19 protein-coding genes are annotated in these 21,534 nt (G+C 70.8%); 6 read left to right on the forward strand and 13 right to left on the reverse strand.

Features of this window, described 5'->3' with window-relative positions; all coding sequences use genetic code 11:
• Positions 1–88: 88 nt before the first annotated feature.
• Entirely contained in the window at positions 89–1,255 is a 1,167-nt protein-coding gene (locus ACIPSJ_RS36330) for a citrate synthase/methylcitrate synthase (RefSeq protein WP_401352317.1), read from the reverse strand.
• A gap of 120 nt (positions 1,256–1,375) precedes the next feature.
• Here ACIPSJ_RS36330 and ACIPSJ_RS36335 point away from each other — a divergent pair, with 120 nt between their 5' ends.
• From ACIPSJ_RS36335 to ACIPSJ_RS36350, 4 genes are all read left to right on the forward strand, one after another.
• Positions 1,376–2,632, forward strand: a complete 1,257-nt coding sequence (locus tag ACIPSJ_RS36335) for a citrate/2-methylcitrate synthase (protein ID WP_401352319.1) — start codon at positions 1,376–1,378, stop codon at positions 2,630–2,632.
• A 112-nt stretch (positions 2,633–2,744) separates the two neighbouring features.
• Positions 2,745–3,689, forward strand: coding sequence for a sucrase ferredoxin (locus ACIPSJ_RS36340; protein WP_401352322.1), 945 nt, complete (start codon positions 2,745–2,747; stop codon positions 3,687–3,689).
• A 113-nt stretch (positions 3,690–3,802) separates the two neighbouring features.
• Positions 3,803–5,464 (forward strand): ATP-binding protein, encoded by a 1,662-nt coding sequence (locus ACIPSJ_RS36345; RefSeq protein ID WP_401352325.1) that lies wholly within the window; start codon positions 3,803–3,805, stop codon positions 5,462–5,464.
• Entirely contained in the window at positions 5,461–6,141 is a 681-nt protein-coding gene (locus ACIPSJ_RS36350; protein WP_401352327.1) for a response regulator, read from the forward strand. The genes ACIPSJ_RS36345 and ACIPSJ_RS36350 overlap by 4 nt, the downstream gene beginning before the upstream one ends.
• A gap of 17 nt (positions 6,142–6,158) precedes the next feature.
• Here ACIPSJ_RS36350 and ACIPSJ_RS36355 read toward each other — a convergent pair whose 3' ends face one another.
• From ACIPSJ_RS36355 to ACIPSJ_RS36365, 3 genes are all read right to left on the reverse strand, one after another.
• The gene (locus ACIPSJ_RS36355; RefSeq protein WP_355709908.1) at positions 6,159–7,217 is read right to left on the reverse strand and encodes an ABC transporter substrate-binding protein; all 1,059 of its coding nucleotides are present in this window, start codon (positions 7,215–7,217) and stop codon (positions 6,159–6,161) included.
• 61 nt (positions 7,218–7,278) lie between these two features.
• A complete protein-coding gene (locus ACIPSJ_RS36360; protein ID WP_401352330.1) occupies positions 7,279–8,142 on the reverse strand; it encodes an ABC transporter permease in 864 nt (287 codons plus the stop codon).
• Complete coding sequence (locus ACIPSJ_RS36365) at positions 8,132–8,947, reverse strand: ABC transporter ATP-binding protein (protein ID WP_355709904.1); 816 nt, start codon at positions 8,945–8,947, stop codon at positions 8,132–8,134. The genes ACIPSJ_RS36360 and ACIPSJ_RS36365 overlap by 11 nt, the downstream gene beginning before the upstream one ends.
• Before the next feature lie 158 nt (positions 8,948–9,105).
• Here ACIPSJ_RS36365 and ACIPSJ_RS36370 point away from each other — a divergent pair, with 158 nt between their 5' ends.
• Positions 9,106–9,798 carry a response regulator gene (locus tag ACIPSJ_RS36370; RefSeq protein ID WP_359210787.1) on the forward strand — a complete coding sequence of 231 codons (693 nt, stop codon included), beginning with the start codon at positions 9,106–9,108 and terminating at the stop codon, positions 9,796–9,798.
• A 13-nt stretch (positions 9,799–9,811) separates the two neighbouring features.
• Here ACIPSJ_RS36370 and ACIPSJ_RS36375 read toward each other — a convergent pair whose 3' ends face one another.
• The 6 genes from ACIPSJ_RS36375 to ACIPSJ_RS36400 all read right to left on the reverse strand — a co-directional run bounded on the left by ACIPSJ_RS36375 (position 9,812) and on the right by ACIPSJ_RS36400 (position 16,787).
• Complete coding sequence (locus tag ACIPSJ_RS36375) at positions 9,812–11,404, reverse strand: cation acetate symporter (RefSeq protein ID WP_401352332.1); 1,593 nt, start codon at positions 11,402–11,404, stop codon at positions 9,812–9,814.
• The gene (locus tag ACIPSJ_RS36380) at positions 11,401–11,958 is read right to left on the reverse strand and encodes a DUF485 domain-containing protein (protein ID WP_401352334.1); all 558 of its coding nucleotides are present in this window, start codon (positions 11,956–11,958) and stop codon (positions 11,401–11,403) included. Before ACIPSJ_RS36380 ends, ACIPSJ_RS36375 begins: the two co-directional genes overlap by 4 nt.
• 69 nt (positions 11,959–12,027) lie before the next feature.
• Positions 12,028–12,705 carry a response regulator transcription factor gene (locus ACIPSJ_RS36385; protein WP_355709896.1) on the reverse strand — a complete coding sequence of 226 codons (678 nt, stop codon included), beginning with the start codon at positions 12,703–12,705 and terminating at the stop codon, positions 12,028–12,030.
• Positions 12,702–13,853 (reverse strand): sensor histidine kinase, encoded by a 1,152-nt coding sequence (locus ACIPSJ_RS36390; RefSeq protein WP_401352336.1) that lies wholly within the window; start codon positions 13,851–13,853, stop codon positions 12,702–12,704. The genes ACIPSJ_RS36385 and ACIPSJ_RS36390 overlap by 4 nt, the downstream gene beginning before the upstream one ends.
• Positions 13,850–14,383 carry a DUF1453 domain-containing protein gene (locus ACIPSJ_RS36395; RefSeq protein ID WP_401352338.1) on the reverse strand — a complete coding sequence of 178 codons (534 nt, stop codon included), beginning with the start codon at positions 14,381–14,383 and terminating at the stop codon, positions 13,850–13,852. The genes ACIPSJ_RS36390 and ACIPSJ_RS36395 overlap by 4 nt, the downstream gene beginning before the upstream one ends.
• A 280-nt stretch (positions 14,384–14,663) precedes the next feature.
• Positions 14,664–16,787: a DNA topoisomerase IV subunit B gene (locus tag ACIPSJ_RS36400; RefSeq protein ID WP_355726470.1), complete on the reverse strand. Its 2,124-nt coding sequence runs from the start codon at positions 16,785–16,787 to the stop codon at positions 14,664–14,666.
• Positions 16,788–17,228: 441 nt separating this feature from the next.
• On the opposite strand from ACIPSJ_RS36400, the gene ACIPSJ_RS36405 reads away from it, so the two are divergent.
• Positions 17,229–17,459: a hypothetical protein gene (locus tag ACIPSJ_RS36405; protein ID WP_123973563.1), complete on the forward strand. Its 231-nt coding sequence runs from the start codon at positions 17,229–17,231 to the stop codon at positions 17,457–17,459.
• Positions 17,460–17,558: 99 nt separating this feature from the next.
• On the opposite strand, the gene ACIPSJ_RS36410 is transcribed toward ACIPSJ_RS36405, so the two are convergent.
• The 3 genes from ACIPSJ_RS36410 to ACIPSJ_RS36420 all read right to left on the reverse strand — a co-directional run bounded on the left by ACIPSJ_RS36410 (position 17,559) and on the right by ACIPSJ_RS36420 (position 21,446).
• Positions 17,559–18,425, reverse strand: a complete 867-nt coding sequence (locus ACIPSJ_RS36410; RefSeq protein ID WP_401352340.1) for a serine protease — start codon at positions 18,423–18,425, stop codon at positions 17,559–17,561.
• A gap of 134 nt (positions 18,426–18,559) precedes the next feature.
• Positions 18,560–20,104 (reverse strand): RNA polymerase sigma factor, encoded by a 1,545-nt coding sequence (locus ACIPSJ_RS36415; protein ID WP_355726465.1) that lies wholly within the window; start codon positions 20,102–20,104, stop codon positions 18,560–18,562.
• Positions 20,105–20,558: 454 nt separating this feature from the next.
• A complete protein-coding gene (locus ACIPSJ_RS36420) occupies positions 20,559–21,446 on the reverse strand; it encodes a FadR/GntR family transcriptional regulator (RefSeq protein ID WP_355726462.1) in 888 nt (295 codons plus the stop codon).
• Between the last annotated feature and the right edge of the window lie 88 nt (positions 21,447–21,534).

A 21,534-nucleotide genomic window follows, 5' to 3' on the forward strand; every position in this document is an offset into this window, starting at 1 on the left:
CACATGACGAGGCCTGGCCGCGCTTGGCGGCCGGGCCCTTTTCCTGTCGCCGCCATGCCCGCCACGCCCGTCGCGCCCGTCACGCCCGTCACGCCACGGCGGGAACCGCCACCGGCGCCACCGGCCCCACATACCGCGCCACCGGGCGGATGATCTTCGAGTCCGCCGCCTGTTCCAGGATGTTGGCGCTCCAGCCGACCACGCGGGCCGCCGCGAACGTCGGGGTGAACATCTCGCGGGGCAGGCCGCACAGTTCCATGACCACGCCCGCGTAGAACTCGACGTTGGTGTGGAGCTCACGGCCGGGCTTCAGCTCGGCGAGGATGCGTTCGACGTGGCGTTCGACCTCGACGGCGAACTCGACCCGGGGGCCGCCGAAACCCTCGGCAATCTCCCGCAGCATGCGGGAACGCGGGTCCTCCGTGCGGTAGATCGCGTGCCCGAAGCCCATCACACGGTCGCCGGCGAGGACCCTTTCGCGGATCCACGGGTCGATCCGGTCCGGCGTCCCGATCGCGTCCAGGGTGTCCAGCGCCCGGCTGGGCGCGCCCCCGTGCAGCGGCCCGGACAGCGCGCCGACCGCCCCGACGAGACAGGCCGCGACATCCGCGCCGGTCGACGCGATGACCCGAGCCGTGAATGTTGATGCATTGAATCCATGGTCAATGGTTGAGATCAAGTATTGCTCGACCGCACGCGCCCGCCGGGCGTCCGGCTCCGCACCGGTCAACATGTACAGGTAGTTGGCCGCGTACGACAGGTCCTCGCGCGGCTCCACCGGGTCGAGCCCTCGCCCGAGCCGGTACAGCGCCGCAAGGAGCGTCGGCACGGCCGCGCAGGCGGCGACCGTGTCGGCCCGCCGCCGGTCCGCGTCGACGTCGTACACCGGCCGGAACCCCTGGGCGGCGCCGAGCAGCGAGAGCGCCGTGCGCATACCGGCGAGCGGGCCGGACGTCCCGCTCGCCGCGGCCACCGCGGGCAGGGCCGCCCGGACCCCGTCCGGCAGCCGCCGGAGCGCCGCGGTCTCGGCGGCGAAGGCGGCGGCGCGCTCCGCGTCCGGCAGTTCGCCGTGGACCAGGAGGTGCCAGACGTCCTCGAAGCCCCGGGTGCGGGCGAGTTCGACGGCCGAGTACTGGCGGTAGTGGTAGAAGCCCTGACTGCCCCGGACATCACCGACCTCGGTGTCCGTGACGACGACCCCGGCGAGCCCGCGCGGCACCTCGACAAGGGGCGACGCGGTTCGGTTGACGGCCATGATGTGCCTCCGTTTTCCTCCCTGAGATTGACCTGACTGTCCATTATTGACTCTAATCTTGTCAATATTGATTGAATCAATGCATCATCGATATGTCTCGAAGCCCACTACGGTGGCGCCATGCGCGATCAACAACCCGCTCCCGGCAGTTCCGCCCAGCGGCTGAGCACCAGGGAGACCGCCGAACTGCTCGGTGTGAAGCCCGAGACCGTGTACGCCTATGTGAGCCGCGGTCAGCTCAGCAGCAGGCGCGAGCCCGGCGGCCGCGCCAGCACCTTCGACGCCAGGGAGGTGGAGGCACTCGCCCGGCGCAACAGGCGGGAGGCCGCGGGGAGTCCGGGGTCCGGCGGCGATCTGTCGGTGCGCACCCGGATCACGCTGATCGACAAGGACCGGTACTTCTACCGGGGTGTCGACGCCACCGAACTGGCCACGCGCCACTCCTACGAGGAGGTGGCCGAGTGGCTGTGGACGGGCCGGATGAACCGGGGCGTGGCCCTGACCGCCCCGGAGGCCACCGTCGCCGTCGCCCGCCGTGCCGTCGACGCGCTGCCGGAACACACCACCCCCACCGACCGGCTGCGGGTCGCGACGATCGCCGCGGCGGCCGAGGACCCGTTGCGCTTCGACCTGTCCGAGGAGGCCGTGCTCGGCACCGCGCGGGTGCTGATCCCCACGCTCGTCGCCGCGCTGCCGGTGCGGCACCGCGGCCGGCGGGACGACGGCCCGCTGGCCCACCGCCTGTGGCGCAGACTGACCGGTATCGACCCCGAGGACGCCGCGCTGCGCGTCCTGGACACGGCGCTCGCGCTGCTCGTCGACCACGACCTGGCGGCCTCCACACTCGCCGTCCGGGTCGCCGCCTCCGCACGCGCCCACGCGTACGCGGCCGTGTCGGCCGGGCTCGGTGTGCTCGAAGGCCCCCTGCACGGCGCCTCCAGCGGCCTCGCCCACCGGATGCTGCTCGACGTCCTCGACCAGGGCACCGCCGTCACGGTGATCGCGGACGAACTCCGCGCGGGCCGCCGTATCCCCGGCCTCGGCCACCGTCTGTACCAGGGCGAGGATCCCCGTGCGCGGGTCCTGTTCGCGCTCCTGGAGGAGCTGCCGCGCGCGGAGCCCGCCCTGCTCGCGGCCCGGGACATCGTCGCCACGACCGCCCGGCACACCCCGCTGCACGCCAACGTGGACCTGGCGCTGGCCGTGTTCACGGCCTCCTGCGGCATGCCGGCCACCGCGGGCGAGACGATCTTCGCCGTCGCCCGGACGGCGGGATGGATCGCGCACGCCCTGGAGGAGTACGGCGAACGCCCGTTGCGTATGCGCCCCAGCGGCCACTACGTGGGCCCGAAGCCCCCGCAGCCCCTGCCGGAGTGACCCTGTCGGCGGGACGGACGGGCGAGGCGGGCGAGGCGAACGGGCGGGGCGAACGGGGTGGACGGGCGGGGCCGGAAGTCGCCCCGGGCAAAGTCAGGTTAGGCTCACCTCTGTGAGTAGGTGCGCAACCGTCTCCCGGATGCTCGACGAGCCCGTTTCCGGCACCGCCGCCACCGCGACGACGTGGCTGCTGCTGGAACAGCCCGGCCCGTGGGGTGCCAAGGCGCTCACTTCGAGCCATCTGGACCCCGCGCTGGGCCGCGCCCTGGAGGCCGCCGCCAAGGGGACCGGCGTACGGGTCGCGCTCATCCGCCGCCCCGGCCGGCACGCCGACCCCGGCACCCCCGCGGTACGCCAGGTGTACGTGGCCCACACGGTCCCCGGGAACGTCTGGCTGCACAGCGCCACCACGCGCGACCCCCGGCAGCTGCTCGGCCTGGACTTCGCCGCGCTGGGCGCGGGCGACCACCGCTCGTTCGGCGCCGCGCTCGGCGGCCGCCCGCACCGGGGCAGCGCGCTCGCGCTCGTCTGCACCAACGGCAAGCGGGACCGCTGCTGCGCCCTGCTGGGCCGCCCGCTCGCCGCGGAGCTGGCCGCGTCCGGTGTACAGGGCACCTGGGAGGTCACCCATCTGGGTGGTCATCGCTTCTCGCCGACGGTGCTCGTCCTGCCGTACGGCTACGCGTACGGCCGCGCCGAGGCCCACGCCGTCAAGGAGGTCCTGCACGGCGCCCAGGAGGGCCGTGTGGTGCTGGAGGGGTGCCGCGGGTGCTCCGCCTGGGAACGGCCCGGCCAGGCGGCCGAGCTGGCCGTCCGCGAGGCGGTGGGCGAGTACGCGGCGGACGTGCTGAGCGTCGTACGGACCGAGGGCGCGGCCCCGCGCTGGGACGTCACCGTCGCCCACACCGACGGCCGCCGCTGGCGGGTCGGTGTGGACCAGGGCGCCTCCCTGCCGCCCCGCCCGGAGAGCTGCGGGGTGTCGGTACTGGGATCGCCGGCCCGGATGGACGTGGTGTCGGTGCGGGAAGTGCGGAGGACGACGGCGCTGGCGAGCTGACCCGGCCCTGGAGAGGGTTTTCCGGTCTCCGGGGCGCTTTCCCCAAGGAATGGTCAAGAGATCCGCGCCACACCCCTACGGCCCGGCGCCCCCGCGCACGTACCGTCGTGGGTATGAGCCCCAAGCCCCCCGCGCGCCGTCTGCGTCCCCGGCTGCCCCGGAAGGTGTTCTCGCAGGTCCTGCTGATGCAGGTGGCGATCGCCGCCGGGGTCGCGGTGCTCGCGACCGGGCTCTTCCTGGCGCCGCTGAGCAAGCAGCTGGACCAGGAGGCGATGCGCCGAGCGCTGGCCATCGCCCAGACCACCGCGCAGGACCCGCAGATCGCCGAGGGCGTCCTGACCACCCCGCCCAGCGTGAACGGGCCGGTGCAGCAGGAGGCCGAGCGGATCCGCAAGGCCACCCACGCCGAGTACATCGTGGTGATGGACCGGGGCGGATTCCGCTGGTCGCACACCACACCCTCGGAGATCGGCCGCCATGTCTCGACCGACCCCACGGAGGCACTGGACGGCAAGGAGGTCATGCAGATCGACAACGGCACCCTGGGGCGCTCCGCGCGGGGCAAGGTGCCGCTGTACGACGCGAAGCACCGGATCATCGGGGCGGTCTCGGTCGGTATCGCCTACGACAGTGTGCGGGCCCGGCTGCTGAGCGCGATCCCGGGGCTGTTCGCGTACGCCGGCGGCGCGCTCGCGGTCGGCGCGCTGGCCGCCTGGCTGATCTCCCGCAGGGTCCAGCGACAGACCCGTGACCTGGCCTTCTCCGACATCTCGGCGCTGCTCTCGGAGCGCGAGGCGATGCTGCACGGCATCCGCGAGGGTGTCGTCGCCCTGGACCGCGGCGGTCGCATCCGCCTGCTGAACGACGAGGCGAGACGGCTCCTCGGCATCGGTGACGAGGCCGTCGGCCTGCCCCCGGACGAGGCGCTCGGCGAGGGCCGCACGACCGACGTCCTGGCCGGCCGGGTGGTCGGCACCGATCTGCTCACCGTACGCGGTCAGCGGGTCCTGGTCGCCAACCGCATGCCCACCGACGACGGCGGCGCCGTCGCCACCCTGCGCGACCGCACCGAGCTGGAGCAGCTCGGCCGCGAACTCGACTCCACCCGCGGTCTCATCGACGCCCTGCGCGCCCAGGACCACGAGCACGCCAACCGGATGCACACCCTGCTCGGGCTGCTGGAGCTGGAGATGTACGACGACGCCGTGGAGTTCGTCGGCGAGGTGGTCGGGGACCACCGGGTCACCGCCGAGCAGGTCACGGAGAAGATCCAGGATCCGCTGCTGGCCGCGCTGCTGGTCGGCAAGGCCACCGTCGCCGCCGAGCGCGGGGTCGCCCTGTGGGTCTCGGACCGCACCCGGCTCCCGGACCGGCTGGTCGATCCCCGGGGGCTGGTCACGGTCGTGGGCAACCTCGTGGACAACGCGCTGGACGCGGTCGCCGGTACGCCGCACGCGCGCGTGGAGGTCGAGTTGTGCGCCGAGGGCCGCACGATCGTCCTCAGGGTGCACGACACCGGGCCCGGGATCCCGGCGCAGCAGCGGGAGGTGGTCTTCACCGAGGGGTGGTCCACCAAGAAGCCGCCCGCGCACGGCAAGCGCGGCATCGGGCTCCCCCTGGTGCGGCGGCTCGCCGAACGGCAGGGCGGCAGCGCGACCGTGGGCGAGGCGGAGGGCGGGGGCGCGCAGTTCACGGTCGTGCTCCCCGAGGCGCTGACCGAACCGGAGCTGGAGCTGGACGCGGCGCTCGCCCCGGCGGACGAGGAGACACGATGATCCAGGTCCTGGTCGTGGACGACGACACCCGGGTCGCCCGGGTCAACGCCGCCTACGTCGAGAAGGTGCCGGGCTTCCGGGTGGCCGGCGAGGCCCACAACGCGGCCGACGCGCTGCGCCAGTTGGAGAGACTGCCCCATCTCGACCTGGTCCTGATGGACCACTACCTGCCCGACGACACGGGCCTCGCGGTGGTCCAGGAGATGCGCCGGCGCGGCCACCAGACCGACGTGATCATGGTGACGGCGGCCCGGGACGTGTCGACCGTGCAGGCGGCCATGCGCCAGGGCGCCCTGCAGTACCTGGTGAAACCGTTCGCGTTCGCGGGGCTGCGGGCCAAGCTGGAGGCGTACGCGCAGCTGCGGCGCACCCTGGACGGCGGCGGCGAGGCCGAACAGGCCGAGGTGGACCGCATCTTCGGCGCCCTGTCCGCGTCGTCCGAGCCGCAGCTGCCCAAAGGGCACTCCCCCACCACCGCCGAGCTGGTCCGGCAGTGCCTGATGAACGCCGAGGGTCCGCTGTCGGCCCAGGAGATCGCCGAGCGGACCGGGGTGAGTCGGCAGACCGCCCAGCGTTATCTGAAGCTCCTGGAGCGCACCGGACGGGCCCGGCTGACCCTCAAGTACGGCGACGCGGGCCGCCCCGAACACCGTTACGTGTGGGCGACCCGCGGCTGAGCTCTCTTAACGGGCCGTCACTTGGCGGCCTCGACGAACTCCGTCGTGTACGTCTTGCTCAGGTCGACGTCGGCGTTCTGGATGTTCGTGTTGAACGCCTTGAGCACCTTCTCCACGGTCTCCGGGCCGTTCTCGGGCATCACACCGTCGTCGGTGAACATCGGCAGCGTGCTCTTGATGGACTCCGTGTAGAGAGCCTTGTCGCCCTGGGCGTAGTCGGCGGGCATCTTGGCGGCGATCTCGGCGGCGCTGTGCGTGGACATCCACTTGAGCGTCTTGACGAAGGCATTGACCAACTTCTGGACGGTCTCCTTGTGACCGTTGACCCAGTCCGTCTGCATGTACAGGCTCGACGACGGGTACGGGCCGCCGAGCGCCTCCTGCGAGCCCTCCGGCGTCCGCATGTCCAGGAGGATCTTGCCCGCCTTCTTGTCCAGGATGGTCGCGACGGTCGGGTCGGTCGTCATACCGCCGTCGATGGAGCCCTGCTGGAGCGCCGAGATGAAGGTCGCGCCCGCGCCGACGGCGACCGGCGAGAACTCGTTGACCTTCACCCCGTTCTTGACGGCGAGGTACTTGGTGAGGAAGTCGGTGGACGACCCGAGGCTGGTGATGCCGAGCTTCTTGCCCTTGAAGTCCTTGGGCGAGGTGATGTCACCGGCCGCCTTGGTGGAGACGATCTCCACCTCGCCGGGCGCCCGCGAGAACTGCACGACGGACTCCACGGCCTTGCCCTTGGTCTGGAGGTCCAGCGTGTGGTCGTAGAAGCCGACCGTCCCCTGCACCTGCCCGGCGACGAGCGCCGTCTCGGCCTGCACACCGGCCGGCTCGGTCAGCAGTTCCACGTTCAGGCCCTCGGCGTCGAAGTAGCCGAGCCGCTGGGTGAGCATCGCCGGCAGGTAGATGACCTTGTCCAGGCCACCGACCATGATCTTGACCTTGGTGCCCTTGCCGTCGCTCTTGCTGCCGGAGCCGGTGGAGGCCGTGCTGGCCGCGTCGTTGGCGCACGCGGTGAGGGAGGAGAGGGCGAGCAGGCCGGCGGCGGCCAGGGTGCCGTATCTGGCGGACTTGCGCATGACGTTCACGTCCTTGTGAGAAGGCGGTGCGGGGCGGGGCGGGGAGGAGGAGGAGCCGGGATCAGCTGTCGGAGTCCGACGGCTTCCAGCGGAAGATGCGGCGCTCCGCGAAGGTGAGCAGCCCTTCGGCGGCGAGCGCGACGACGGCGAGGATGACCATCGCGGCGTACACACCGGCCGCGTTGAAGGTGCCCTGCGACTGCGCGACGAGCAGGCCGATGCCCTTGGTGGCGCCGATGTACTCGCCGACGATGGCGCCGATGAGGGCGAAGCCGAAGCTGACGTGGAGGCTGGTGAAGATCCACGAGGTGGCGGACGGGATTACGACCTGGAGGGTCACCCGGCGGTCGCTGGCACCCAGGATCCGGGCGTTGGCCACGAGGTTGCGGTCGACCTCACGGGCGCCCTGGAACGCGTTGAAGAACACCGGGAAGAACACCAGCACCACGGCCGAGGCGACCTTGGAGGAGGCTCCCAGCCCGAACCAGATCACGAAGATCGGGGCGAGCACGATCCGGGGGATCGAGTTGAGCACCTTGATGTAGGGACCGAGGACGTCGGCGAGGAACGCGATCCGGCCGAGGGCGATACCGAAGACGACACCGGCGATCACACCGATGACCCAGCCGAGCAGGGCCTCGTAGAGCGTGTACCAGATCTGCTCGCCGAGGGAGCCGAGGGCGGTGCCGTGGGTCACCCAGGTCCAGATCTGGTCCCAGATCTTCGAGGGCATCGAGAAGTTGAACGGGTCGATGGCACCGGCCCGGGACAGGACCTCCCACAGGCCGAGGACGGCCACCAGGAGCAGGACGCGCACGGCGAACACGATCGCCTTGCGTCTACGGGCGGCCTGGGCCCGCGACTGGGCGCGGTCCTGGGTCTTGGCCGTGTCGACGACCGGTGTGCTGAGGACGTCAGGCGACATGGGCGGCGCCCCTCTCACGGGTGATGCGGACCTCTTCGCCGAGGGACTCCCAGATCTCGCGGTAGATCTCGATGAACCGCGGCTCCAGACGGACCGACTCGACCTTGCGGGGGCGGGGCAGGTCGATCTCGAAGACCTGCTTCACGGTCGCGGGCCCGGCGGTCATGACGACGACCTTGTCGGCCAGCGCGATGGACTCCTCCAGGTCGTGGGTGACGAAGACGACCGAGGCGCCCGTGCCCTCCCACAGTTCGAGGAGTTCGTCCGACATCAGGGCCCGGGTCTGCACGTCGAGCGCGGAGAACGGCTCGTCCATGAGCAGGATCTCGGGGTCGTTGACGAAGGTCGCGGCGAGCGCCACGCGCTTGCGCTGACCGCCGGAGAGCTGGTGCGGGTAACGGTCCTCGAAGGCGGCGAGACCGACCTTGGCCAGCCAGGCGCGGGCCTTGTCCCTGGCCTCCGCCTTGGGCACGCCCCGGAAGCGGGGCCCGGCCATCACGTTGGACAGCACGGTCCGCCAGGGGAAGGTGGCGTCCTGCTGGAAGACGAAACCGACCTTGTCGCCGACGCCGGCCACCGGCGCACCGGCCACCAGCACCTCACCCTCGCTGGGCTCCTCCAGCCCGCTGACCAGGGTCAGCGTGGTGGACTTGCCACAACCCGTCGGCCCTACGACGGCCACGAACTCGCCGCGTCCCACGGTGAGGTCGAGGTCGCGGACGGCCGTGTGCAGACCCCCCGACGGGGTCTTGAAGATCTTGCTCGCGCCCCGTAGCTCGATGGCGGGGCTGGTGTCTGCGCTCATGGGCCGGGACGGTAGGTGTGGCCCGTGCCACAACAGCAGTCTTCTGGGCGCAAGCCGTTCTTTTGCTCGCAAGCACCTGTTGTGCTCTTTTTGCTCGCGCTACAACTGCGCAGACGAAACACGGGCTTAACGCTCGCCGGCCTTGAAGGAGAGGCCTGATGATTGACGTCCTGGTGGTCGACGACGACTTCCGCGTCGCTGAGATAAACGCCAAGTACGTGGGGAAGGTTCCCGGCTTCCGGGTGGCCGCCCGCGCGCACAGCGCCGCCCAGGCCCTGGCCGCCGTGGAACGCGGCACCATCGACCTGGTCCTGCTGGACCACTATCTGCCGGACCAGACCGGCCTGGAACTCGTCCACCGGATGCGGGAGCAGGGCCACGGCGCCGACGTCATCATGATCACGGCGGCCAGCGATGTGACCACCGTCCAGAAGGCGATGCGTCTGGGCGCCCTGCACTACCTGGTCAAGCCGTTCACCTTCGTGGCGCTGCGCACCCGTCTGGACTCCTACGCGGCCCTGCGCCGCACCGTCGACCGGGTCGGCGGCCGGGGCCTGACGGGCCAGGAGCAGGTGGACCGGATCTTCGGCGCCCTGCGCACCTCGGCGCCGCCGTCCGCGCCCGGGCTGCCCAGCGGCCACTCCGAACCCACCACCGACCTCATCTGCGGGGTCCTGCACCAGGCGGACCACCCGCTCTCGGCCCACGAGGTGGCCGCCGAGACCGGCCTGAGCCGCTCCACGGCCCAGCGCTACCTGCGCCACCTGGAACAGGCCGGCCGGCTCCGCCTCTCCCTGAAGTACGGCGACACGGGCCGCCCGGAGCACCGGTACGCCTGGGTGGCGCCATAGCGCCTGCGCTGCTTCAGACGGCCCCCGCCCCGGTCAGCGACCGCACCTCGGTCTCCGCGTGCTTGCCCTCGTCCGGCACCTCGTCCGAGGTGACCGTGCCGAGCCAGCCCGCGAGGAAGCCGAGCGGAATCGACACGATCCCCGGGTTCTGCAGCGGGAAGTACTGGAAGTCCACCCCGGGGAACAGCGAGGCCGGGCTTCCCGACACCACCGGGGACAGCACGACCAGCCCCAGGGCGGGGACCAGTCCGCCGTATACGGCCCACACGGCCCCGCGGGTCGTGAAGCCCCGCCAGAACAGCGAGTACAGCAGCACCGGCAGGTTGGCGGAGGCGGCCACCGCGAAGGCCAGGCCGACCAGGAAGGCGGTATTGAGATCCCGGGCCAGCAGCCCCAGGGCGATGGCGACGACACCGATCCCGACGGCCGCCGTCCGCGCCACCGCCACCTCACTGCGTGGCCTGGCGCGGGGGCGGCGCAGTGAGGCGTACAGGTCGTGGGCGACCGAGGCCGAGGAGGCGAGGGTGATCCCGGCGACCACCGCGAGGATCGTCGCGAAGGCGACGGCGGCGACGACCGCGAACAGCACCGTCCCCCCGGTGGAGCCCGCGCCGCCGCCCAGGTCGAGGGCGAGCAGCGGAACCGCCGTGTTCCCCGACGCGCTGGACGCGCGCACCACGTCCGGTCCGACCAGAGCCGCCGCCCCGAACCCGAGCACGATCGTCATCAGGTAGAAGCCGCCGATCAGCCCGATCGACCAGACCACCGATCGCCGGGCCGCCCGCGCGGTCGGCACCGTGTAGAAGCGCGACAGGATGTGCGGCAGCCCCGCCGTCCCCAGCACCAGCGCCAGCCCCAGGCTGATGAAGTCCAGCCGCGCGCTCCAGCCGCCGCCGTACTTGAGTCCCGGCACCAGGAAGGCCCGACCGTGGCCGCTGCGCTCGGCGGCCGTGAGCAGCAGCCGGTCGATGTCGCCGTGGAACCGCAGCAGCACCAGAACGGTCAGCACCACCGTCCCGCTCAGCAGCAGGACCGCTTTCACGATCTGGATCCAGGTGGTGGCCCGCATCCCTCCCAACGACACGTAGATCACCATCAGCGCACCGACCCCGATGACCGTCCACGCCTCCGCGGCCTGGCTGGTCCGCCCCAGCAGCAGCGCCACCAGGCTGCCCGCGCCCACCATTTGCGCCACCAAATAGAGAACGGACACGGTGACCGAGGAAGCTCCCACCGCGATCCGCACCGGCCGCTCCCGCATCCGCGCGGCGATCACGTCGGCGAGCGTGAACCGACCGCAGTTGCGCACCAGTTCGGCCACCAGGAAGAGCACGACCAGCCACGCGACCAGGAAGCCCACCACATAGAGCAGCCCGTCGTAGCCGAAGAGCGCGATGAGTCCGGTGACACCGAGGAAAGAGGCCGCCGACATGTAGTCGCCCGCGATGGCAAAACCATTCTCCATCGGGGAGAAGAGCCGCCCGCCGGCGTAGAACTCCTCGGCCGAACCATGCCGTCTCCGGCTCACCCACGTCGTGATGCCGAGCGTCACGGCGACGAACGCGCTGAACAGCAACAGCGCCAGGGTCTGATGCTGGCCCGTCATGACTCACCGCCCCGGACCCCACGCGTCAGCTCCTGCGTGTCCCAGCGCAGTTCCAGGGCGGCACGGTCCCTGCGCAGCCGCGCGTGCCGGGCGTAGGCCCAGGTGAGCAGGAAGGTGGTGAGGAACTGCCCGAGACCCGCGATCATCGCCACGTTCACCGCTCCTGCGACGGGCCGCGCCATCAGCCCGGGCGCCGTCGTCGCGGTCACCACGTACCCCACGTACCAGGTGAAGAAGACGGCGAAGCCCGGCACCACGAACCGCCGGTAACGGCTGCGCACCTCCTGGAAGGCCGCGCTGCGCTGCACCTCCAGATAGACGTCACGGGCGCGAACAGCCGCGTCGTCCGGCTCCGTTCGCGCGCCCGGTACGGCGGGAGGCGGCGCGGCGGTGCCGTCCAGCTCGCCCCAGCCGGAGGCCAGGGCGTCGTACCAGGGGTCCTCGTACCTGACTTCCCGGGAGACGGTGCCGTGCTCGCCCTGGTCCTCGTGCTTCCCGGCCGAACTCTCGGGACCGCCCCCGCCGTCGCGGTGACGACCGTTGCTTGACTGCATGCCCAAGGATGGACAGATCGGGAAGATCCCCGACTCTTCTTCCCCTGGCTCTTCACCCCATCAGGTGACTCAATCCGCTGGTGGCCGCACCAGTCCCTTGCCGTAGGCATAACGCACCGCCTGCGCACGGTCCTTGAGGCCCGTCTTGGCGAACAGGTTGTTGATGTGTGTCTTCACCGTCGCGGTGGAGACGTGCAGCCTGCGGGCGATCTCCTGGTTGGTGAGCCCCTCGGCGATCAGCACCAGGACCTCGGTCTCCCGCGCGGTCAGCCCGTCGGGCGCCTCGGCGGCCACCGGTGCCGGCTCGGGGTGCGACAGCCGCTCCAGCAGCCGGCGCTGGATGCTGGGCGACAGTCCGGCGTCTCCGGAGAGCACGCTCTCCACGGCGCGCACGATCTCGTCGCCGCCCGCATCCTTGGTGAGGTAGCCACGGGCACCGGCCCGCAGCGCCGGGAACAGCGACTCGTCGTCCGCGAACGTGGTGAGCACCACGACCTGGGTCCCCGGATACTCGGACCTGATCCGCCGGGTCGCCTCCACCCCGTCGCAGCGCGGCATCCGCAGGTCCATCAGCACCACGTCCGGGGAGAGCTCGGCGACCAGCCGTACCGCCTCCTCGCCGTCGCCGGCGGCCCCGACGACCTCCACGCCGGGAAGGAGTCCGAGGAGCATCACGATGCCCTCCCTGACGACCGTCTGGTCGTCGGCGACCACCACCCGCGCCGGCTTCTTCTCCCCCTCCGTCATACGGGCACCCTCAACGTCACCGCGAACCCCTCGTCGTCACGCCCTGCCTCCAGCGACCCGCCCAGCAGTTCGGCCCGCTCCCGCATACCGAGCAGACCGTACCCGCCGCCGGCGCCGCTGAGTTCGCCAGGACGGCCTCCCGAGTCACGTACGTCCAGCGTCACTTCGTGCTCGCTGTAGTCGAGCCGTACCCGCACCTTGGCGCCGTAGGCGTGCTTGCGGACGTTCGTCAGCGCTTCCTGGGCGACGCGCCGGACGGTCTGCGACGCCTCGGCGGGCAGGGCGCGGCGCTCACCCGTGACGGTGACCTCGGCGCCGTCGGTCGAACCCGTGACCTCCGTGAGGAACTCCTCCAGCGGGGTCAGCTCGCCGCGCAGGGCGGACAGGGCCTGCCGGGTCTCGGCGAGTCCGTCCCTGGCCATGGCCCGGGCCGCGACGACGCGTTCGAGGATCTGCTCCCGGTCGGCGCCCCGCTCGATCAGCAGCCGCGCCGCCTCCAGGTGCACCATCTGGGCCGAGAGGCTGTGCGCCAGCACATCGTGGATCTCCCGGGCGATCCGTGCCCGCTCCCCCAGCGCCGCCGATTCGGCCTCGGCGGCTCTCGCGGCACGCTCCTGGGCGAGCAGACGCTGTGCGTGGCCCCGGGCCTCGGCGTCGAGTCTCATGACGTAGCCGGCGAGGGCCATGCCGACCACGGTGGCCGCCGTGGTCAGCCATACGTCGTTGTTGAACGCGGAGTACGAGGCCAGGCCCACGGACGCGACGGGCAGCGCGATCGCGACCGGCAGCCGCTCCAGGGCGGTGATGCCGCAGCCGCACCAGATCACCAGGGCCGGTCCGTGGAATCCCGCGATCTGCGCCGCGACCGCGAGGGCCAGCAGGACGGTGACGAGGACCAGGGAGGGCACGAGCCGGTGGGCGTAGGTGGTCCGGTAGAAGCCCCACGAGGCCGCGGCGGTCGCCAGGACACCGGCGACGGCGGCCGCCAGGCCCCAGCCGTGGACGTGCGACTGGTGGAAGGCGCTCCACAGCAGCAGGGCGAGGACGACCAGCCGAACGGCCCAGGCGAGCAGGCGCCGGGGGCGGGAGACCCCCGCTCGGCTCAGCGCTTCGCGCGAGGGCCAGCGCGTCCAGGCGTTCTCGGTCACACGCCTTCCTTCCTGGTGACCCGGGCCATGCCGTCACCGTACGCCCGGCCGGGGCCGCTCGTGGACGCGGCGGAGGGGAGCCACTGGGCACGCCGGACGAGGATGCCGGAACGGACCAGGAGGAGGACCGCCAGGCCGAGCATCAGGGCCGAGCTGTCCTGATGGATGCCGAGCAGGGATCCCAGGGCGAAGAGACCGACACGCACGGCCAGGCCGCCGATCCAGACCATCCCGCTGGCCTTGGTGCTCTTCGTCCACACCACGCCGTCGGGTTCGATCCACAACCGGGTGGTCCAGGCCCAGGCGGCACCCATGACCAGCCCCACGAGTATCTCGGTGCCGAGCAGCAGCGCTGATGCGGTGCGGTGGTGGGAGTCGAGTACGGCCGGTTCGCGCAGCGCGACGACCGCGAGGACCACGGGCAGCAGCCACCAGCGCCGGCCTGTGTCGATCGGGCGGGCGCGGAACTGGCGGACGATCACCACGACGACGACGGCCACGATCAGCAGCGCGTTGACGAGCCCGGACATCAGTGCCTCCGTGCGGAAGGGGTGGTGTCGGGAGCGGGAGCTGCCGACGCCTACGACGCTACGGAAAGGCCCAGGTCAGCAGATCGGAGCGGGGGTGGATCGCGGGTGGATTCCGGCACGCGGGATCTCTCCACCCGCGGGTGGAGAGGCACTGGTGACGAGCGCCGTCCCGGGTGCGGGGAGTGCGGCTCGGCCTCGGAACGCCGGGGAGCCCCGGCTTCCGCCGGGGCTCCCCGCCACACCCGTCCGGCCTCCCCCTGGGCCGAGTACCGCTCGACGGCTACGCGTCGATCCGCGACCGGTCCAGGGTCGCCGCCGAGCCGGAGATGAACTCCTTGCGGGGAGCCACGTCGTTCCCCATCAGGAGGTCGAAGACCTGTTCCGCCGCCTCCAGGTCGGAGAGGTTGATGCGGCGCAGGGTGCGGTGGCGCGGGTCCATCGTGGTCTCGGCCAGCTGGTCGGCGTCCATCTCGCCGAGACCCTTGTAGCGCTGGATGGAGTCCTTGTACCGGACACCCTTGCTCTGGAACTCCATGAGCTTGTCGCGCAGCTCCCGGTCCGAGTACGTGTACACGTACTTGTCCTGGCCCTTCTTGGGCTGGACGATCTCGATGCGGTGCAGCGGCGGCACCGCGGCGAAGACCCGGCCCGCCTCCACCATGGGCCGCATGTAGCGCTGGAACAGCGTCAGCAGCAGGCAGCGGATGTGGGAGCCGTCGACGTCGGCGTCGGTCATCATGATGATCTTGCCGTAGCGGGCCGCGTCGATGTCGAAGGTGCGGCCGGAGCCCGCCCCTATGACCTGGATGATCGCACCGCACTCGGCGTTCTTGAGCATGTCCGTCACCGAGGACCGCTGCACGTTGAGGATCTTGCCGCGGATCGGCAGCAGTGCCTGGAACTCGGAGTTCCGGGCCAGCTTCGCGGTGCCGAGCGCGGAGTCTCCCTCGACGATGAAGAGCTCGCTGCGCTCGACGTCGTCGCTGCGGCAGTCGGCGAGCTTGGCCGGCAGGGACGAGGACTCCAGGGCCGTCTTCCGGCGCTGCGCGTCCTTGTGCTGGCGGGCCGCGATGCGGGTCCGCGCGGCGGCGACCACCTTCTCCATGACCACACGGGCCTGGGCGGCCGCGTCGCGCTTGGTGGAGGTCAGGAACGCCTTCAGCTCCTTGGAGATCACGTTGTTCACGATCCGGCGGGCCGCCGAGGTGCCGAGGACCTCCTTGGTCTGGCCCTCGAACTGCGGCTCGGCGAGCCGGACGGTGACAACGGCGGTGAGCCCCTCCAGGGCGTCGTCCTTGACGATGTCGTCCTCGGCCACGCGGAGCAGCTTCTTGGCCCGCAGCACCTCGTTGAGGGTCTCCCGGACGGCCTGCTCGAAGCCGGCCACATGGGTGCCGCCCTTGGGCGTGGCGATGATGTTGACGAACGACTTCAGGTTCACGTCGTAACCGGTGCCCCAGCGCATCGCGACGTCGACGCCGAGTTCGCGGGTCACCTCGGTGGGGGTCATCTGACCGTGCTCGTCCAGGACCGGCACGGTCTCCTTGAAGGTGCCCTGCCCGGAGAAGCGGAGGACGTCGCAGACCGGCTTGTCGGTGGCGAGGTACTCGCAGAACTCGCTGATTCCGCCGTCGAAGCGGAACGACTCCTCGCCCTTGCTGCCGCCCTCGCCCAGGCCGTACTCGTCACGGACGACGATGGTCAGGCCCGGGACCAGGAAGGCGGTCTGGCGGGCACGCTGGTGGAGCGTGTCCAGAGAGAGCCTGGCGTCCTTGAGGAAGATCTGGCGGTCGGCCCAGTAGCGCACGCGCGTGCCGGTGCGGGTCTTGGGCACCCGCTTGGTCTTGCGCAGCCCGCTGCCGGCCTCGAACTTGCCGTCCGGACCGGTGCCGGTGAAGGCCCCCGGCACACCGCGACGGAAGCTGATGGCGTGCACACTGCCACCGCGGTCGACCTCGACGTCGAGACGCGCGGAGAGCGCGTTGACCACGGAGGCGCCGACGCCGTGCAGGCCGCCGGAGGCCGCGTAGGAGCCACCGCCGAACTTGCCGCCGGCGTGCAGCTTGGTCATGACGACCTCGACGCCGGACAGGCCGGTCTTGGGTTCGACGTCCACCGGGATGCCACGGCCGTTGTCCCGGACCTCGACGGAGCCGTCGTCGTGGAGGATGACGTCGATGTGGTCGCAGTAGCCCCCGAGGGCCTCGTCCACGGCGTTGTCGATGATCTCCCACAGGCAGTGCATCAGACCGCGGCTGTCGGTCGATCCGATGTACATGCCGGGGCGCTTGCGCACGGCTTCGAGGCCCTCAAGGACGAGCAGGTGCCGCGCGGTGTAGTTGGAGCCGTCCCGGTCTGCTCCTGCCAGCAGCGCTGTGGACGGCACGGACGTATCGGCGGTCACGCGGTTCGCTCCTCGCTGAATTTCAATGGGGCCCCTTTGGGGTAAGGGGTCGGCTTCGGTCGCCGCTCAGAGGGTACCGAGGCCTGGTAGAGCCGTTGTAACGCCACCCTCGTCGAGAACTCACCCTAGTCCAGCGTCGTATGCGTGTTCGATCCCTCGATGGAGTGAAGTACATATCACGTTCCCTTCGAGGCATGAACCATTTAGGCTCCGGGCACGTCCTCACAAACAACCGGCAACCCGGCCGGGAGGATGAGACCGATGAACCGCGCGAACCCGTAAGCACCGAAGACGACGCAATACGGCACATTCGCCGCCAACCGGCAGCAGACAGCCACCTCGAAAGATTTTTTTCGAGGAGAAGCCCAGAGCGGGAACGTTTTCAGGCTGGTTGGATGTTGACCCTGGTACGACAGCTCGTCGAGCTAGAGAAGAGGCGACGTGACTACTGTTCTGACCCCCGCGAGCCACCTGACGGCCGCCGATCGCTGCGACCGCTGCGGCGCCCAGGCATACCTGCGCGTCGTGCTGCTCAGCGGCGGAGAACTGCTCTTCTGCGCCCACCACGGTCGCAAGTTCGAGCCGGAACTCAAGAAGATCGCCGCTGAGATACAGGACGAGACGGAGCGGCTGACGACCGCTCCTGCCACCGCCTCCGAAGATGAGCGCTGACCTCTCGCATCCACGACGAGCCAGCACCGGCGCAGGCCGGTGAAGGGCGGCCGCTCCTCCAGGGAGCGGCCGCCCTTCGTCGTATCCGCGTAACGGCCCTCAGGAGGCCTTGTGGGGCCGGCGTGCGCCGCTGGGGGCATCGCCCCGGCCCAGGGCCCGCACGACCTCCGAGACGCGCGTGTAGACGCCGGGACTGCCCGGGCGTCCGCAGCCGCTGCCCCACGACACGAGCCCGATCAGCCGTCCCTTGGCGACCAGGGGCCCTCCGCTGTCGCCCTGGCAGGCGTCAGGGCCGCCCAGGGCCTCTCCGGCGCACACCATGGAGTCGGCCCGGTAGGTGCCGTCGCCGCCGCCGGGATAGGCCTGCTCGCACGTCGCGTCGGGCAGCACACGGACGTTCGCCGCGTACAGCCGCCGCGAGTAGTCGCCGCCGCCCGTGACGTCGCCCCAACCGGAGACCAGCGCGGCGGTGCCGGGCGTGTAGGCGGCGTCGCCCTTGGCCGCCATCTTGACGACCGCTTCGGCCGGCACGGGCTGGGCGAGGGTGAGGACGGCGAAGTCTCCGGTGTTCGCGGCGGCGTCGTAGCGCGGATTGACGCGGACGGCGGTCACGGGGATCTCCTGGCCCTGCGTCGAGAGCAGATCCGTGCGGCCCGCGATGACCTTGAGGTCGCGCACCCGGTCGGACGGCCCCCCGATCACCTCGTCGGCCATGCAGTGGGCGGCGGTCAGCACCGTGGTCCGGCCGATCGCCACTCCCCCGCAGAACTGACCGGCCCGCGTACCCCCGAACCGGTCACGACTGGACAGCGCGACCGTCCAGGGGGTCTGGGAGACATCGACGGGAAAGCCACCGACGACGACGCTGTCCGCGGCGGCGGAAGACGTGGTGGTCAGCGGTATGGCAGTGGCGACGGCCGCCAGGATCAGCGGCCTGATCAGGGCCGGGGCAACAGGACGACGCATGCACCCTCCTCACTCTGGGTGGTATCGGGAAACCCAGAGTCATCCAGCGGACCGCGACCCGCAGCACGAAGGCCCGGTCTCCCCGCGGGGAGACCGGGCCTTCGACGTCAGGCGGGCGACGCGTACGCCGTGGCCTAGTCGAGGTAGTCGCGCAGCACCTGGGAGCGCGACGGGTGGCGCAGCTTCGACATGGTCTTGGACTCGATCTGGCGGATGCGCTCACGCGTCACCCCGTAGACCTTGCCGATCTCGTCGAGGGTCTTCGGCTGACCGTCGGTGAGACCGAACCGCATGGAGACGACGCCGGCCTCGCGCTCGGACAGGGTGTCCAGCACCGAGTGCAGCTGCTCCTGGAGGAGGGTGAAGCTGACGGCGTCGGCCGGGACGACGGCCTCGGAGTCCTCGATGAGGTCACCGAACTCGCTGTCGCCGTCCTCGCCCAGCGGGGTGTGCAGGGAGATGGGCTCACGGCCGTACTTCTGGACCTCGATGACCTTCTCGGGGGTCATGTCGAGTTCCTTGGCCAGCTCCTCCGGAGTGGGCTCGCGGCCCAGGTCCTGGAGCATCTGGCGCTGCACGCGCGCGAGCTTGTTGATGACCTCGACCATGTGCACCGGGATACGGATGGTGCGGGCCTGGTCGGCCATGGCGCGGGTGATCGCCTGGCGGATCCACCAGGTGGCGTACGTGGAGAACTTGTAGCCCTTGGTGTAGTCGAACTTCTCGACCGCGCGGATCAGACCGAGGTTGCCCTCCTGGATGAGGTCCAGGAAGAGCATGCCGCGGCCGGTGTAGCGCTTGGCCAGGGAGACCACCAGACGGAGGTTGGCCTCCAGGAGGTGGTTCTTGGCGCGGCGGCCGTCCTCGGCGATGATCTCCAGCTCGCGCTTGAGCTTCGGGGCCAGCTTGTCGGCGTTGGCCAGCTTGTCCTCGGCGAACAGACCCGCCTCGATGCGCTTGGCGAGCTCGACCTCCTGCTCGGCGTTGAGCAGGGGGACCTTGCCGATCTGCTTGAGGTAGTCCTTGACCGGGTCGGCGGTGGCACCGGCGGCGGCGACCTGCTGCGCCGGCGCGTCGTCCTCGTCCTCGTCGGACAGGACGAAGCCCGCGCTCTCGGTGCCCTCGGGCTCCTCGCCGCCGGCCTTCGCCTCCTCGAGGACCTCTTCCTCGATGATCTCGGCGTCGTCCTTCTTCGCGGCCGTCTTCTTGGCCACCGTCTTCTTGGCCGCGGTCGCGGTCTTCTTCGCGACCGCCTTCTTCGCGGCGGGGGCCTTCTTGGCGACGGCCTTCTTGGCGGATGCCTCGTCGGCCGGGTCGTCGGCCACGGCGGGCGATACGGCGGGGGCGGCCGTCGCGGTGGCCTTCCTGGTGGTCACCGTCTTGGCCGCGACCGTCTTGGTGGCGGTGCGCTTGGCCGGACTCTTCGCTGCGACGCTCTTTCGGGTGCGCTTGGGCTCCGCGGCACTGACCATCAGCGTCACACCCTCTTCCTCAAGGATCTGGTTGAGGCTGCGCAGTACGTTCTTCCACTGAGTGGCCGGAATCTGGTCAGCTTCGAAGGCCCGACGCACATCGTCGCCGGCGATCTGCCCCTCAGCCTTTCCCCGCTCAATGAGAGCCATGACAGAGACGGACTCGGCGATCTCCGGCGGGAGCGTACGGGATGTGCTGGCCGACACGAACAACCTCTCGGAACGTTGGAAAACGGCTTCCGGCCCCGTCCGGGAAGGACTGGAGCCGACCGCCGGCTTGGGGATGGGCCGACGGCGCGGGCGGGGGCCGGGAAGATGCACAGCGCCATGAATGGCGTCCGTATTCCCTCCGCGACTGTCACCTCTTAGGTCATCGCGTTGTTCGCAAGAGCGTTACGCCCAATCTACGTGGCCCGAGTCACACCGCGTAAGCACTCAAAAACGGTCAGATGCGGGCAGAGACTGTCGCCAATGATCTCCGCGGCCATCCGGACCGCCCTCGGTACGTCCTACGACCGCCCCGGACACCCCGCCGCGCACCACCGCCGCGCCGCCGGACCCCGCCGGAGCCCCGAGGGATCCGGCGGGGTCCGGCGGAAGCGGGTCCCGGGCCTGCGGTGCCCCGAGACGCGGCACTGACCGAGCGCACGCTCTGACGCGGTCAGTGCTCGCGCGGGGCGGGCACCACGCGCTCGACCTCGGGATGGATGGTGAGCAGCTGGCGCATCGCCGACTCGGCCGCCGTGCCGTCACCGGTGCCCAGCGCGTCGACGATCCGCGCGTGCTGGGCCAGGGAGGTCTCGTTCGGCCGCTCACAGCCGGTGACCGGGCCGCCGGAGACCTGGAGGGCGGCCGAGACGATGCCGGAGAGGTGCTCCAGCATGCGGTTGCCCGCGATCTGGATGAGCAGCGAGTGGAACTCGGCGTCCGCGCGCGAGAACGTCAGCGCGTCGCCCTGCGCCATCGCGTGGCTCATGATCTCGACCATGTCGCACAGGCGCTGCTGGACGTCCTCGCGGCCGTGGCCGGCGGCGAGGCGGGCGGCGAGCGGCTCGATCGTCCAGCGCAGCTCGCTGAGCTCACGGCGCTGGTCGTCGCGCTGCGGCCCGAAGGCCCGCCACTCGATGATGTCCGGATCGAGGAGGTTCCAGTCGCTGACGGGACGCACGCGCGTGCCGACGTTCGGGCGGGCGCTGACCAGGCCCTTGGCCTCCAGGACCCGGAGGGACTCACGGACGACGGTGCGGGAGACCTCGAATCGCTGGCCGATCTCCTCGGGGACCAGCGGGCGGTCCGCGCCCAGGTCGCCGGAGACGATCATCTGACCCAGCTGCTGGACGAGTTGACCGTGCAGTCCGCGGCCGCGACTGCCCGCGGCGCGCCGTCCCACACGGCCCAGTTCCGGATCCGCGCCCTCCCAGGCGGGCACGCCGACACGATCGACGGCGGAGGCCTCCGTGTAGGGGTAGCGGTCGAGTTCGCCCGGGCCGACCAGACCAGAGTCTGCGGAGCGGGCGGCGGTCATCATGGTGTGCGCAAGGGTACTCACGGATCCTTTGTCGGCGTTGCCTCCAACTCCCTTGAGGTCTTTGGTGAAAAGCACACGAAAGGGTGATCGCTCACCCCGTCGCAATTGA

Source organism: Streptomyces sp. NPDC090088 (genome assembly GCF_044747345.1).
Taxonomy (GTDB): domain Bacteria; phylum Actinomycetota; class Actinomycetes; order Streptomycetales; family Streptomycetaceae; genus Streptomyces.